Raw genomic sequence first — 13324 nt, 5'->3', positions numbered from 1 at the left:
TTTAACTCAGTGAAATGGTGATAGAAAAGGATTGTCCGGAGGTCGGGCGCGTGCCGGTGATATCGACATACAACGTCCCGTCGTTCTCCGAACGCTCGAAAGTGATGGCCGTCAGGCTTATCCGCGGCTCCCATTGCTGGATGGCGGAATAACATGCGGCCATGATTTGCAGACGCAGCGCCGGACTCTGCGGCCTGTCGATCATCGCCGCCAGCAGCGAGCCGTAATCCCGCCGCATGACCCGCGAGCCGATCGGCGTGACCAGAATGTCGCGCACGCTTTGCCGGATGTGTTCAGCCTCTGAAATGCTAAGCCCGGTCTGCCTGTTCATCCCCCTGTAACGCACCGTCATTGTGTCCCCTTAGTCCAGCTTCCGCCGCTTTGCACACTGCCGTGCGCGTGGTTGTCCACCTGCACCCCGTTGGAGGTGAATTTACCGCCGGAATGCTCGATATTTCCGGCCATCACGCCGCCCTTCTGCACTTCAAGAGAGGCGGTAATTAACCTGTTGGTACACACCACTTCAGGCGTATCCAGCGTGATGCGGGACGTTGACGTCACCCGCACCTCCGGCACGGTGGCGGTCAGCGATTCAGAGGCGGTAATATCGGCCGTTTTAATCCCTGCAACCGTCAGCGCCCCGCGCCCGGGTTCGTACTCGATCACCGCGCCGTCAGGGAACGAAACGTGGAACGCGTCAGGCGATCCGGACGGCGCCGGATGGTCGTCAGAGAAAATGCCGGGCAGCACAAAGGCGGTATCAAGCTCCCCACCGATGGCCAGCAGCAGCACCTGCTCTCCCTCGGAAGGAGCCCACCAGACGCGCGAACGTCCCGCACGACAGGTTAGCCAGTTCAGCCAGGTGGTTTTCATCCCGCCGGTCTGGACACGACAAAGCCCTCTGTTGAGGTCAACGTCGGTCACAATACCGATACGAATCAGATTGCGGATCGCGCGAGCGATACCGTTCATGGAAGTTAATGTATTCATGAGAAGAGAATGCCGTTCAGGAAGAACGGCAGCAACGAGACGGGGTTTTCTGCGGGATGATACAACAAGCGGTCCAGACGGCAGGCGGCCTTCAGCGCGGGGAACTTACTCCTCCCACTGGCTGACCAGCTCGCCGTTGATGTATAGCGCCTTCGGCCGCGTGACGGGCTCCGGCAGCGGCGGCTCGGGGGAATACGTCGCGTGCAGAGCGCCCTGACCCTGGGAAACAAGAATACGCTCGGTTAATTGCACGCTGATGGTGATATCCATCGTATCGTCATCGTTCAAGACGATCGCGAAGGTGTAACCGTTTTTGCGCCCTTCATCGAGGGTAAAAATATCCGGCTGGTTTTCCCGAAGCCAGGCCAGTACCGGGACGAAAATGCCCTCGCTGTCGCCGGTGAAAGCGCTGACCTTCGCGTTCAGCGCATACCGCTTTTCAAAGGAGAGCGAGGAGGCCAGTCGGGCGTCAATATTGCCGCTTCCGACCGACATCTGCAGGCGTTCCGGGTTGGCATTGAGTTGGGGGATCGCGTCAATTAATGCCTGACGCAGGCTCTTGAGTTTGTGCATCGAGTTTATCCTGACAGTCTTTGATGGTTTCAACCTGCAGCGCGCAGGCGATGAGGGCGTATTCCAGCCTGCGAATATCCGCGCTGAGATCGCCGTTAGTGGCGGGTTCGCTTCCCGGCATCGGGCAGCGGCTCACCTTCGGGCAGGCGTTGTAAACAATGGGCTGCGGAGGCGCAGGCGGTGCGGGTGTGCAGCCTGCGGACAGCATCAGGCAGCTGAGCGGTATACCAGCGGCGTAACGCTTCATTTTCATTGAGTAATCTCCCGATAGTCGCTTCCCGTCTTGCCCTCTCCTCGCCCGCAGTAACAAGCTCCTCACGGAGCCTGACCTGGGCGTTTTCATTTGCTCTGGCCATCCGCTGCGACAGGGACAGCTGCTGGTTAAGCGTGGCGAGGGCCGTTTTTTGCTCGCTGGCGACCCGGTTGGCCGTGGCTAAGGAACGGGACAGGTTCAGGTTGTCATGGCGAAGCCACAGCGTGATGGCCAGCAGCCCGGCCAGCGCCAGCATGAGGGTTCTCATGGCAGCCCCTTCATGCACCAGGCCTGCTCGCGAACGCGACGATTTTCCAGCCCGGCATTTTTGACGCCGTTGACGTATACCCAGCGGGTAAGCTGCCCGCATGCCTGCGGCCACTGCTTACGTTTGATAAAGGACACCAGCGTCGAACGGCAGGCGGCGCCTGCGCCGACATTAAACGTAAAACTCACCAGCGCGTCGTAGACCCGGGGCGGCATCTCTACCGGCGCACACGCCGCCAGACGCCGCTCAACGTTGAGCACATCAGCGACCAGGTTTACCGCAGCCTCACGCTCGGTAATGTCTCGCGTCGGCACAACGTTTGCCGTGTGGCCAATGCCTGACGTCCATACACCAGCACTACACCGGTAGGGCGAGAGGCGGCATCCTTCAAGGTCGGCAATCAACGCCAGCCCCTCCGGGGACGTTTTCAGTAATCGAAAGTCAGGCATCAGCACCGCCAGGGCCAGCACGCCGGCGACGCTGCAACGCTTAATGATTGAGTTCACGAATGCTCTTCTTATCGAGGCCCAGAGACTGGAGATAGCGCCAGGTTTTGCGCTTAAACCAGTAATTCGTCAGCGCGGTAAAAATGGCGCAAAGACTCCCCACGTACAGCGCGACTTTCTCAGGAGACATCGCCCCGAACCAGGCCAGCGCCACGGCCAGCCAGTAGGCGATAAACGTGGTAATTTTCTCCAGGCTCAGTCCCATAGGTTTACGGATTCTTTTGTGGGGGCGCTATTCACCTCCGGCATCTCTACCGGCGTGCCGTGAGGCAAGATAACGCCTAACTCCGCGAGGCCAGGATTGGCCTTCAGAACGGCTTCAACGACGCCAGCCGTGCGCCCATAAAAGCGGGCGCAAACGGCATCAAGCGTGTCCCCCTGCATTGCATAGATTTTCATCAGACGCTCCCAACATCCGGTTACCAGGTACCGTAGAGTTTCCCGGGCCAGCAGGCTTTTCGCTATCGCTGGCGGATGGACAATCGCGGGCACAACAGATCGTCCGCGAGCAGCGAAGCGTGGTACAACGGAAGCGCAAAATAGGAATGAGGGTGTTGGTACGGGTGATGACGCCGGGGCTAGCGCCAGCTCTCGTCTTCCCAGACTTCCCGGAGAATAGCGTCCAGCATTTCGCGATCGGCCTCTTTTTCAAGCCCCTGGAGCTCGACCCCCGTCACCGATCCTATTTTCACGTTCACCCGCGATGACGGAAACAGGGATCGTATTCTGCGGGTCAGTTCGCACTGAAAGGCTTCAACGACGGCATGGCCAATCTGCTGGTCTTTATCGAGAGTAATGTTCACCCGAACGTTGCCCTCTTTTTTGATTCGTTCCGGAACAGGTGACGCTGAGAAAACAACGGTAAACGCGTTGTTCTTGATTAAATTTCCCCGCGCAATCTCAGCAATCAAATTCAGGGCAATCTCACGATCTCTTTCCTGACACGTTCCTTCTGTCGTCAGTCGGGCAATCAGCTCGACGCGTTCAATCATGACCTGCTCGTTCAACTCTCTGTCCACACAACCTCCACCACGAGATACTGTATAAACATACAGTAGCACGTATTCATAAAAAGAGTGAAGCGAAAAATCAGAACCCTTCACGGTATGTACATGATATGGATGGAGATTAGCGGCCTCTCTGAGCGAAGAGATCCGTTAAATACCCAATACGTTCAAGGATTTTCCGCGCCTTTTGCTGGTAAGAACACGGTGCCGGAAATAGCGATCCGTCGGCTGCGCCTCTGCACCATTTATCGTTAAAGCGGCTGATGCCTCCCGCCATTAGATGCAGGGCTTCTCCCCGACTGATGGTTATCCCGGTGGCGAGCCGTATCTCATCGATCACCTTCTCCGGTACCCCGTTCTGCGGATCGCTCGCGAAAACGATGGGCGACGACGCGCCAGGGCGGATGAATTTGATGCGTTTGGTTAACGCCCGCCTCGCACGTCGGCTGAGGGGTTGAGAAAGATCGGTCTGCGTACAGTTATTGACAGAACTCCGAGAGGATACAGGCGCGTCCTTATGATCCGCGGCCCGCTTCGGCACAATTTTCCACTGCGTGAGTCGGGTTAAAATCGGGCTATCCGCGCCAACGGCGGGATCGTACACGCCGCGGATGCGGACCGTTTCCTCACCGTACTGGTTAAACCCGGCGCGCGGCTCATACAGGGTGCGCACCTGTAAATCATCGCGACGCACAAACGGCCCACCCTGCGCAGTGACGTAACCCGCCCAGTCCCCGGCGTCGGCAGCCTCATGGACGGCGGCAAACTCAACGCTCAGACCGCGCGCGGCCTCGGGATCCGCCAGACGCCGCAGCTCGCGGTAGACCGTTACCGGCGCGCCGCCGATAAACTGAAACTGGCGAATGTGCCAGCGCCCCGCCCAGGCAGACACGGCGGACGCCGTCTCTTTCAGCAATCCGCCGCTTTCGCTATCGGTCTCGCCATCGAGCGCATAGCCATCGATATTCTTTGAGATGTATTTGGCAATATAGCCGGTAGCGCTGCCTTTCTGCGGATCGATCGCGTCCGCGTGAAAGCGCGCCTGTCTGGCGCTTTCGCTCTGCAGCTCAACGGCATCCTCCTGCCGGGCGTAGTCCCCGATAATCTGTCGAACGCATTCAACATCTTCCGGCAGCATAAACATCAGCATGTGCCAGTGGGGTGTACCGTCGTGATGGGGTTCCGCAACGCGGATACCGAAAATACGGATCCCCTCACGGTGAAGTTTTGCCCGAATACGCGCCCACAGCCGGGTCAGGTAGCCTTGCGTATCCGCCGGACTGGCCCCGGTCCACTTCGCGTTGGGGTAACCTGATTTCAGCGTCGCGTGATACTGCGCGGGCGCGGTTAAGGTATAGAACTCGCCTACATAGCCCAGTGCCTCACAGATATTTTCGAACCCGCGGATGCGGGTCATCAGTTCACAGCGGCGTATCGCCGGGTTAGCCACCGAACTATCGATTTTTTCAATTAGGCTGATGCGGTTGCCCTCTTCATCTTCCAGCTCCATGCCCTTGAGAAATTCGCGGGTGCGGCGCTTCTGCTCGCGCCACTCGGTCACGCAGCGTTTGCTCGCATACGCCGTTCTCCGTTTGCTGACGTTGCCGAGGGCAATCTGCAAATGCTCGCGCCAGGCAGCCGCGACCCGACGCAGACGCCCGCGCCACCACGCCTCGGAAAACATGCGGATCACCGCAGCAGCAACGTCATCTTTGTCGAAAAACGTCTTCGACACCCGCTCCCAGTGCGGAGGCGACACGTTGAACTGCCTGGCGATCAGTGCGGCGCGCTGATACCAGACGTACAGCGTCTGGTATTCACCCATCTCAGCATCCTTAATATTCGCCAGCTCGCCGCGAATAAAGCTGGCGATATCTGCGGCCAGCAGGTCGATATCCGCGCGGGACATATCCGGAAGGCGGTTATAGCGGGCAACCAGTTCGACCATCCGCGAGGCGAGGTATTGCAGAAGCTGAGTGTCGAAATGGCCCTCAAACACGGCCCTGGAGACCTCGTCGTGCAGGCCTGTACAGGCATAGCGTTCAGAGACCCGCCGCAGGCGGGGTGACATTCTTTTGCAGAAGCGGATCAAAAAGGCGTTAGCCTGCGGGCTGCCCCGATGCTGTTCGAGGGCATCAACCGTGCGCCAGACCTCGAAGCGTACGCAGTCGGGCTGCTGTGAGAGAGAAATTCTTGCCTGCTGCAGCGCCGCGAAAAGGCGATCGCGGCGCTGCTGTTGGGCATGGGTGAGATAAGGGCTGGCAATGGCCGACCGTGGGGCATTCCACGGATAAGCAAATGACGTAGCCAACTTATCCTCCCCGGACGTGTTTATTTTTCATCTCCGCGATCTCCTGGCAGGTGACGCACAGGGCCACGCCGGGCACCGCCATTCGGCGCGCCTCCGGTATCGGGGCCTCGCAGTCCTCGCAGAGGAAACGCGAAGGCGATGCGGGCCGTCTGCGGGCGCAATTAATGTACCGCTCTCTGTCCTCCTGCTCGCGCGCCTGCGCAAGATCGATAAAATCGGCCATCAGTGCAGCTCCTGTGATTCACGCTCGTAGCGGGCCGCCTCGTGGCACAGCAGTCCGGCAACGTCCTCTCCGCTCATGCCGGTTTTGTAGATATGGCTCGCCAGCGCCTCCAGGCGCAGGGAGACCGCGAGGGCCCGCGCGCATCGTTCCTCCGTTTTTGCCTCCATCAGCAGGCGCTTCAGTTCTTCACTTCCGATCGGATAAGGGCGGTTTTCACTGTTTCGCATCACGCGTTCTCCTTAATTTCAGGCAATAGAGTGCCCGGCGGGTTTACGCCATTAGGTTTTTGGTTGGGTTATATCGGCATGGTCAGCCGTTCAGGAAATAAACTCACAACAGCACGAAAATGGTTCATGGCGTTAATCAACGCCCTTTTCTCTTGAGTCGTCAGCTCGCTGATATCGCACTCATGACGGGCAACGGGCAATCTCGCCAGGAAAAAGATGGCGGCCAGCGCCCTGCTGTTCTCCTCAAAACAGGGATCGCGCCTATCGCGCAGCTCGGCCATAAACCGCGCCAGCTCTTTTCCGCTATCGCTCCCGTATCGGGCACGCAGTTCAGCGACGTGGTTAAGCCCGTTAAGACGCGCTCCCACGCTAAGTGGAACCCTTGCACGGGCAGCTTCTATCGCCATATCTCCCCTCGCATAAATTCACCGCACGCTAATGTGCTGAAAACGGGCACAGCACGGCTTTTTTCCACCGTTTGAGGATTGCGATTTCAGAAGCCATGCTGCATGATTCCCATTTTGATAATGTCTGCAATCATTAGCCTCTGTTTGCCAACGTCTGCCGCTGATTGCCCGAATTTGCAATGATACTAATACTCAAATGAGTATTAGTAAACACTCGAAGGAATATATTTTGATTTTAGATTCTCAAGTGAATAATGAAGAGTTACTCGATAGAATCTGTCAGGTATATGGTTTTACGCAGAAAATCCAACTGGCCCGGCACTTTAATATCGCCGCCAGCTCGCTTCAGAACCGCTACGCGCGCGGTACTATCTCTTACGACTTTGCGGTTCAGTGTGCGCTGGACACCGGCGCGAGCCTTCGCTGGCTAATGACCGGGCAAGGCGCGCAGTTTGAAGGCCACCCCGCGCCGGGCGATCCCGTTTCAGTTTCCGCGTTCACTCTTAGTGATGGAAGACTGGAAGAAAATACCATTTTGAGTATCGACTCTGCTGTCTTTAGCAAACCGCTGGCACGCGGCATCGCCGTCCGGGCAGAGGGGAAGCTGCACTTTATTGAAAAAGACGCATCGTTAACCGACGGCCTGTGGCTGGTTGAGATTGAAGGCACCGCCAGCATCCGCGACCTAACGCTGTTGCCGGGTAAAAAACTCCACGTGGCGGGCGGCAAGGTTCCGTTTGAATGCGGTATCGATGAGATAAAAACGGTGGGTCGCGTGGTGGGGATTTACAGCGAGGTGAGCTGAGGCTGCCAGATTCAAGGCTGACGATATTCGCCAGCCTTTTTATTGATTTTAAACGCTATTTTTCTATGTAGTTGTAAGAAGTCAGAACTCCTTTGTCTGAAAAATCAACGGACAGTTGCTGCTTGCGATCCAGATTAAGGGGAATGATGAGATAGATACGACGATCGAGGATCTGCGACGTATATTCCCAGTGGCGCGAATTATTGTAGTCAGCCGTATTTGCAGGCACGCCAAAAGCAATCAGTACATCTTTGCGGGTCGTGACCTCAGGGATCAGCTTCTGCCTTATCTCTTTTTCAGAATACTGAGCCAGGCTTGTCGCCTTAGTACCATCGTAGTTAGATGCACAAGAGGTGCTCAGGAGACAGGCTAACGCCACGCCTAAAACATTAATGGCTCTCACTGTACAAAATCCTTTTCAATATAAATACCATTGACGGTATCAAGCGCGACTTCTTTCATATAAAGTACGCAATATCCCGTTTTATCACTATAGCTAATATGCCCTTCGTAAATCTTTTTCTTTTCTGGTTTGAAGGTGAGCGATACATTACATCCCTGGTATAAAGCGTGCTGAATAGTCGTTTTTTCTTCTGGCACAATCAGCGTTTCAAAATAGTCTTTATCATATTTCTTGCCCGTAACTTTAGGGAGACCAATATCTTTCGTCGACCCCAGGAACGGGTTCAGATAGCGATTGTGCTTAAGTACCCACCCACCAGTTTCTTTACCCGCTTTATCATACTGATAGATGCCATAACTCATCGGCGGGCCAATAAGGCGAAGCTTAGCCACATCCTCGCTACTCGGAGGAGGAGTGTACATTTTCGGCTCAGGAAAGAAAGTGCTACAGCCAGAAAGACTCACTATTGCTGGAATAATTATATATTTTAAAAATCGCATAACGTTACCTTTATATATACCATTGCCTATTTCCCGGGAGACAATACCGAGGCATTAACATCCCTGAACGTTATTAAAAAATCACTCATAGATATAAAGGTCAACTAAAAAAAATAAATTTAGCTTTAGTGTAATAAAAATGAGCGTGAGGTTGGATTTTGAGGAATTCACTAATACGATTTGTACAATGAAATGGCCATTGTTATATGATGCTCCTCTGGCACAGAAAGCGCTGCGAACCCCATGGCGAAGCGTGGCGGCATTGGCAGAGCGGGAGTCGGGAACCCAAACCATCCAGTCTCTTTGCTCACCAACCCTAAAAACTAAAGAAATCCCCCATCGCGCCGATCATCATCCGTGTGTATTATTTCCTGTAGCTTTTACAACAACTAACCTTAACTCAAATACTTAAGCGCCAAAGCGAAAGGCATCATGAGCACACCGATCAAACGGCTAGAAATCATTAAAAATGCCATTGAGCTGGAAGATGACGACATCATCGAGAGCCAGCTGACACGCCTGAAAAATGAAGCGTTTGACGATGAGCTACAGGCAATCGTCGTGGCGCTTGAGGAGAAGAACTACACCTCTGCGATGGCGGCAATTACCGCCTGGCTGCAGGGCCAGCGCGCCGTGACCCCGTGGCGCGATCCGCAGGTGGCTGCCAGCAAGCTGGAGCTGAAGGCGCTGGAAGAGCGTCTTCGCGATCTGATTGACCGCCGCAACGCCCGGGTACAGCAGCTTGATGAATTCAACGATCTCTATTTCTCCCGTCTGGGCCCGCTGATGCAGCAGATCCTCGCCCTGCGTAAAACGCTGGCAGAGCTAAACCTGCGTCGTCAGCAGGCGGAAGCGCGTCGTCGCGAGGAAGATTACCGTCGCTGCCAGCGCTATATGGCGCAGGCGGTAGAGGTGCTGGCGACGCTCACCCAGCGCTGGCGCGATCTCCCGGCCGACTCCGTACAGGCCGCCGAGGCGCGCAAGCATCTGGAGCAGCAAAGCAATCTGATTGCCAACCTGCTGGCCGAAGCGCTGGAGCTGGAGAGCGGCTTAACGCGTGAAGAGGAGCCTGCGCGTCAGGCCCGCGACGAGGCTAACGAAGAGTACGAGAAGTATCGCGAGCAACATCACGATGCCGAAGTGCGGCTGCGCAAAGGGAAAGATCTCTCGGAAGAGGATCGGAACGAGCTCAAGCGTCTCTGGCGGCAGGCAAGCAAGCTCTGCCATCCGGACCTGGTGGCGGACGACCTGAAAGAGGAAGCCAACGCGATGATGGTGCAGCTCAATCAGGCGAAGCAGCGTGGTGACGTTAAAACCATTCGCTCACTGGTGGCCCGCCTGCAGCAGGGCTTCGAGCCGCTGATGGCAAGCGACAGGCTGAACGATCTGGAACGCATCCGCAAGAAAATGGCGCAGGTCCGCGAGCAGATCGACATCTTAGTGAACGAGCTGGCGGAACTGGAGAAAGAGGAATCCTGGCTGCTGGTCTCGTCGCTGAACAATATGGAAGCGTACTTCGCTCAGCAGGAGAAAGCGCTGCACGAAGTCCGCGCCTCGCTCGAGCATCAGGTGAACGAAGCGCAGCTGGATTCCGCCGCCTGATTATTTGGCGTGCCAGTATGCGCTGGCACGCACCAGTTGCTGGTCAATCGCGTCGGCTTCAAACTGACGGCTCAGCGTCTTCACCACCTTCCCTTCCCCGGTCAGCCAGATGAAGTAGTCTTCCCCCGGAACGGTCAGCGCCGCCAGATGGTCCGCTACCGTCTGCGCGTTGTGGCCCACCACCCATGTAATGTTGAATTCGCTCAGGTGCGCCAGATACTCCTTATAAGAGTCGTCCCCGACCGTCACTACCGCATGAACCTGCGGGCGAACCGGCAGTTTAGCAATGCTTTCTAAGCGTCGACGCAGCGCGGGCATGCCGGACTCGTCGCACACGTACAGTTGCCAGGCGTAATCCTCCGGCACCACCAGCGAACCGCGCGGGCCGCCGATGGTCAGCTTGTCCCCCGCTTTCGCCTCGACCGCCCAGCGGCTGGCAATGCCGCCGTCGTGAATAAAGAAATCGAGTACCAGCTCATGATTTTCCTCGTCGTAAAGCGGCGTATAGTCGCGCGCCTGCGGGCGTACACCGTCGCCCCAGTCGATCCCTTCGTCGGTGACCACTGGCGGCACAAACACCGCCCCAGGGGCCGGGAAAAAGACTTTGGTATGGTCGTCGAAACCGCGGGAGCTAAAGCCCTCCAGCGCTTCACCGCCTAAAACAATGCGCTGGAAACCCGCGCTGGCGCGATCAACGCGGAGCACCGTCAGCTCGCGAAAACGCAGGTCATTACGAACGCGCTGTGGGTAACGGGTAGATGCCATTTGTAACCCCTTCTCTGATGAATACGATATATCTAAATCAATTTTCAAATGATAATGATTACTAGTCAGTAAAAATGCAAGATCTTTTAGATTGCATCTGAATATATCTTAGATATAGTTTAGATATATCAAATTGAAGGATCTGTTATGCGACACGAACACGACGGCAGCGGGCGCCGACCGCGCTTTTTCGGCCACGGCGATCTGCGGCTGGTGATTCTGGATATCCTGACCCGCAGCGCGAGCCACGGCTACGAGCTAATCAAAGAGATCGAGAATCTGACCCAGGGGAATTACACCCCGAGCCCAGGGGTGATCTATCCAACCCTGGATTATCTTCAGGATCAGACCTTTATCACCATCACGGAAGAAGAGAGCGGCCGTAAGAAGATTGCGATTACCGCTGAAGGACAACGCTGGCTGGACGAAAACCGGGAACAGCTGGAACAGATCCAGGCGCGTATCAAAGCGCGTTCCGTCGGGTTTCAGCTGCGCAAAAACCCGCAGATGAAGCGGGCGCTGGATAACTTCAAAGCGGTGTTAGACCTGAAGGTGAATCAGGGAGAGCTCAGCGACGCGCAGCTCAAGCAGATTATCGGCGTAATCGACCGCGCGGCGCTCGAGATCTCCCAGCTGGATTAAGCCGGAGCGCGCTCGCTCACGCGGAAGACGCGTACCAGCTCTTTCAGGTACATCGCCTGTTCGTTAAGCGATGCTGCCGCAGCCACAGACTCCTCCACCAGCGCGGAGTTCTGCTGGGTGGTGGCGTCAATCAGGCCAATCGCGCTGTTAATCTGCGAGATACCTTCCGTCTGCTCGTGGCTGGCCTGGCGAATTTCCCGCAGGATCACGTCCATCTCTTCCACGTTGCCGACCATCCCGTTGATCAGTCCACTCGCTTTTTCGACCAGGTTCATCCCGTCCTGAGTCTGGCTGGTGGAGCTCTCAATCAGCTCGCGGATTTCGCTGGCAGACGACGCGCTCTTCTGGGCAAGCTGGCGCACCTCGCCGGCCACCACCGCGAAGCCGCGACCGTGCTCACCGGCGCGCGCCGCTTCCACCGCCGCGTTCAGCGCCAGAATGTTGGTCTGGAACGCAATGGCGTCGATCAGGTCGATAATGTCGGACATCCGGTTGGATGTTTCATTTATCAGGCGCATTTTGCTGGTCACCTGCTTCATCATCTCACCGTTGTTTTTGACCACCGCGGCGGCATCCGCCGAGAGGTTGGTTGCTTCCCCGGTATGCGAGGCGGTGTTTTTCACCGTCGCGGTGATCTGCTCCATCGAGGCGGCGGTCTGTTCGACAGAACTTGCCTGCTCTTCCGTGCGCGCGGCCAGATCCTGGTTCCCGGCGACAATCTGCGCGGCGGCGCTGGAGATATTCTCCGAGCCGGTTTGCACCTGCTGCACAATGTCCAGCAGTCGCGTCTTCATCTCCATCAGCGCATGCAGCAGCAGACCCGTTTCGTCTTTGCCGTGTGGCGTGATGCTGCCCGTCAGATCGCCCTCTGAAATGGCTTTTGCAAAATGCACCGCCTCGCCGAGCGGACGCGTGATAGCGCGCACGATAAACCAGCCGATCAGGCTGCCTGCCGCGACGCTAAAGAGCGTGAGCAGGATCAGCAGCAGGCGGTTAGACCTGAAATCCCCTTCCACCTGCGCGCCTGCACTCTGCATCTCGCTGTTTTGAATGGTAATCAGCTCCTTCACCTTCGCTTTATAAGCCTGCTGCACGGCGAGGGTGGTGGTCATCATCTCCTGAATAGCGCCCGCACGATTGTTGTTCTGCACCGCCTGCAAAATGCGGTAGCGCGAGTCCAGATACTGCTGGCGCACGCTGCGGATATCCGCCAGCACCTGCTGAGACTTTTGATCCTGCAGCGCGTTGTTCAGCTCGCCCAGGATCACCGTGATGTGCTCGCTGATCTCTTTCAGGCGCTGCTGAGATTGCCCCGTATAGGTGCCCTGCTCGTCCAGCAGCATCAGCTGCTGAGTGCTAATAAATTCCTGGAAGTTATCGATTAACTGGTTCGCTTTTACCGTGGTCGGATAATCACTGGTAATAATGGATTGCATCCCGTTATTGGCCCGGTTCAGACTCAGCAGAGACAGGCTCGCGCTGATCGCCATCAGGACAATAAAGAATCCAAACGCCAGAAATAATTTCGTGCCGATCTTTACGTCATGTAAGAACATATTTTCTCCATCGATGTGATTATTTCTCAGACGATCGCTGTTATCGGTAACGATTTCGCTAACTTTATGAGTTTGATCGTTTTTTTATTTAATAACCGTCACAATGGATAGGTAGAGACTATTAATATTGCTCCATCGATCGTTACCAGACCACCGGAGAGGTGTTTTTCAAAATAGCATTCTGGATAATTGACTTAGGCGGGGATAAATAACTGAGGCACTTTCTTTAGTTATTTAATATTAAATTAACAATAAAATACATTAATAGTCACAACAAGAAAATAAA

The 13324-nt window shown here is 55.8% G+C and carries 20 protein-coding genes; 3 read left to right on the top strand and 17 right to left on the bottom strand.

Features of this window, described 5'->3' with window-relative positions; genetic code table 11:
- Nucleotide 1 precedes the first annotated feature (1 nt).
- From V4835_RS03605 to V4835_RS03545, 13 genes are all read right to left on the bottom strand, one after another.
- A complete protein-coding gene (locus V4835_RS03605) occupies nucleotides 2-352 on the bottom strand; it encodes a GPW/gp25 family protein (protein ID WP_063144860.1) in 351 nt (116 codons plus the stop codon).
- Nucleotides 349-990 (bottom strand): phage baseplate assembly protein V, encoded by a 642-nt coding sequence (locus V4835_RS03600; protein ID WP_063144861.1) that lies wholly within the window; start codon nucleotides 988-990, stop codon nucleotides 349-351. The genes V4835_RS03605 and V4835_RS03600 overlap by 4 nt, the downstream gene beginning before the upstream one ends.
- 105 nt (nucleotides 991-1095) lie before the next feature.
- Nucleotides 1096-1563 carry a phage tail protein gene (locus V4835_RS03595; protein ID WP_331411205.1) on the bottom strand — a complete coding sequence of 156 codons (468 nt, stop codon included), beginning with the start codon at nucleotides 1561-1563 and terminating at the stop codon, nucleotides 1096-1098.
- Nucleotides 1526-1771, bottom strand: coding sequence for an Rz1-like lysis system protein LysC (gene lysC, locus V4835_RS03590; RefSeq protein WP_229226321.1), 246 nt, complete (start codon nucleotides 1769-1771; stop codon nucleotides 1526-1528). The genes V4835_RS03595 and lysC overlap by 38 nt, the downstream gene beginning before the upstream one ends.
- Nucleotides 1659-2084 (bottom strand): Rz-like lysis system protein LysB, encoded by a 426-nt coding sequence (gene lysB / locus V4835_RS03585; protein ID WP_059446181.1) that lies wholly within the window; start codon nucleotides 2082-2084, stop codon nucleotides 1659-1661. The genes lysC and lysB overlap by 113 nt, the downstream gene beginning before the upstream one ends.
- The gene (locus V4835_RS03580; protein WP_331411204.1) at nucleotides 2081-2590 is read right to left on the bottom strand and encodes a lysozyme; all 510 of its coding nucleotides are present in this window, start codon (nucleotides 2588-2590) and stop codon (nucleotides 2081-2083) included. Before V4835_RS03580 ends, lysB begins: the two co-directional genes overlap by 4 nt.
- Nucleotides 2574-2795: an HP1 family phage holin gene (locus V4835_RS03575; protein WP_029741404.1), complete on the bottom strand. Its 222-nt coding sequence runs from the start codon at nucleotides 2793-2795 to the stop codon at nucleotides 2574-2576. Before V4835_RS03575 ends, V4835_RS03580 begins: the two co-directional genes overlap by 17 nt.
- Nucleotides 2786-2989 carry a tail protein X gene (locus V4835_RS03570; RefSeq protein WP_023309248.1) on the bottom strand — a complete coding sequence of 68 codons (204 nt, stop codon included), beginning with the start codon at nucleotides 2987-2989 and terminating at the stop codon, nucleotides 2786-2788. The genes V4835_RS03575 and V4835_RS03570 overlap by 10 nt, the downstream gene beginning before the upstream one ends.
- A 179-nt stretch (nucleotides 2990-3168) precedes the next feature.
- Complete coding sequence (locus tag V4835_RS03565; protein ID WP_063144865.1) at nucleotides 3169-3609, bottom strand: DinI-like family protein; 441 nt, start codon at nucleotides 3607-3609, stop codon at nucleotides 3169-3171.
- Between the two features lie 109 nt (nucleotides 3610-3718).
- Nucleotides 3719-5908 carry a replication endonuclease gene (locus tag V4835_RS03560; protein WP_331411203.1) on the bottom strand — a complete coding sequence of 730 codons (2190 nt, stop codon included), beginning with the start codon at nucleotides 5906-5908 and terminating at the stop codon, nucleotides 3719-3721.
- Nucleotide 5909: 1 nt separating this feature from the next.
- The gene (locus V4835_RS03555; RefSeq protein ID WP_331411202.1) at nucleotides 5910-6131 is read right to left on the bottom strand and encodes a TraR/DksA family transcriptional regulator; all 222 of its coding nucleotides are present in this window, start codon (nucleotides 6129-6131) and stop codon (nucleotides 5910-5912) included.
- Nucleotides 6131-6358, bottom strand: coding sequence for a DUF2732 family protein (locus V4835_RS03550; RefSeq protein ID WP_331411201.1), 228 nt, complete (start codon nucleotides 6356-6358; stop codon nucleotides 6131-6133). Before V4835_RS03550 ends, V4835_RS03555 begins: the two co-directional genes overlap by 1 nt.
- 68 nt (nucleotides 6359-6426) lie before the next feature.
- Nucleotides 6427-6765 carry a DUF5347 domain-containing protein gene (locus tag V4835_RS03545; protein WP_331411200.1) on the bottom strand — a complete coding sequence of 113 codons (339 nt, stop codon included), beginning with the start codon at nucleotides 6763-6765 and terminating at the stop codon, nucleotides 6427-6429.
- 229 nt (nucleotides 6766-6994) lie between these two features.
- Between V4835_RS03545 and V4835_RS03540 the strand changes: the two genes are divergently transcribed.
- The gene (locus V4835_RS03540) at nucleotides 6995-7570 is read left to right on the top strand and encodes a phage repressor protein CI (protein ID WP_063144870.1); all 576 of its coding nucleotides are present in this window, start codon (nucleotides 6995-6997) and stop codon (nucleotides 7568-7570) included.
- 55 nt (nucleotides 7571-7625) lie between these two features.
- Here the strand turns inward: V4835_RS03540 and V4835_RS03535 are convergent, their stop codons facing one another.
- Both V4835_RS03535 and V4835_RS03530 read right to left on the bottom strand, forming a co-directional pair.
- A complete protein-coding gene (locus tag V4835_RS03535; protein ID WP_331411199.1) occupies nucleotides 7626-7973 on the bottom strand; it encodes a hypothetical protein in 348 nt (115 codons plus the stop codon).
- Nucleotides 7970-8473: a hypothetical protein gene (locus V4835_RS03530; RefSeq protein ID WP_331411198.1), complete on the bottom strand. Its 504-nt coding sequence runs from the start codon at nucleotides 8471-8473 to the stop codon at nucleotides 7970-7972. Before V4835_RS03530 ends, V4835_RS03535 begins: the two co-directional genes overlap by 4 nt.
- 432 nt (nucleotides 8474-8905) lie before the next feature.
- Between V4835_RS03530 and V4835_RS03525 the strand changes: the two genes are divergently transcribed.
- Nucleotides 8906-10075: a DNA repair protein gene (locus V4835_RS03525; RefSeq protein ID WP_331411197.1), complete on the top strand. Its 1170-nt coding sequence runs from the start codon at nucleotides 8906-8908 to the stop codon at nucleotides 10073-10075.
- Here V4835_RS03525 and V4835_RS03520 read toward each other — a convergent pair whose 3' ends face one another.
- Nucleotides 10076-10840, bottom strand: coding sequence for a siderophore-interacting protein (locus tag V4835_RS03520; protein ID WP_331411196.1), 765 nt, complete (start codon nucleotides 10838-10840; stop codon nucleotides 10076-10078).
- 147 nt (nucleotides 10841-10987) lie between these two features.
- Between V4835_RS03520 and V4835_RS03515 the strand changes: the two genes are divergently transcribed.
- Complete coding sequence (locus tag V4835_RS03515) at nucleotides 10988-11482, top strand: PadR family transcriptional regulator (protein WP_331411195.1); 495 nt, start codon at nucleotides 10988-10990, stop codon at nucleotides 11480-11482.
- Here V4835_RS03515 and V4835_RS03510 read toward each other — a convergent pair.
- Complete coding sequence (locus tag V4835_RS03510; RefSeq protein WP_331411194.1) at nucleotides 11479-13038, bottom strand: methyl-accepting chemotaxis protein; 1560 nt, start codon at nucleotides 13036-13038, stop codon at nucleotides 11479-11481. The two genes, V4835_RS03515 and V4835_RS03510, sit on opposite strands and share 4 nt — an antisense overlap.
- Nucleotides 13039-13324: the final 286 nt, after the last annotated feature.

Source organism: Enterobacter cloacae complex sp. CARB60, assembly GCF_036487345.1.
In the GTDB taxonomy this organism is placed as follows: domain Bacteria; phylum Pseudomonadota; class Gammaproteobacteria; order Enterobacterales; family Enterobacteriaceae; genus Enterobacter; species Enterobacter asburiae_D.
This window is presented reverse-complemented; position numbering and strand designations above follow the sequence as displayed.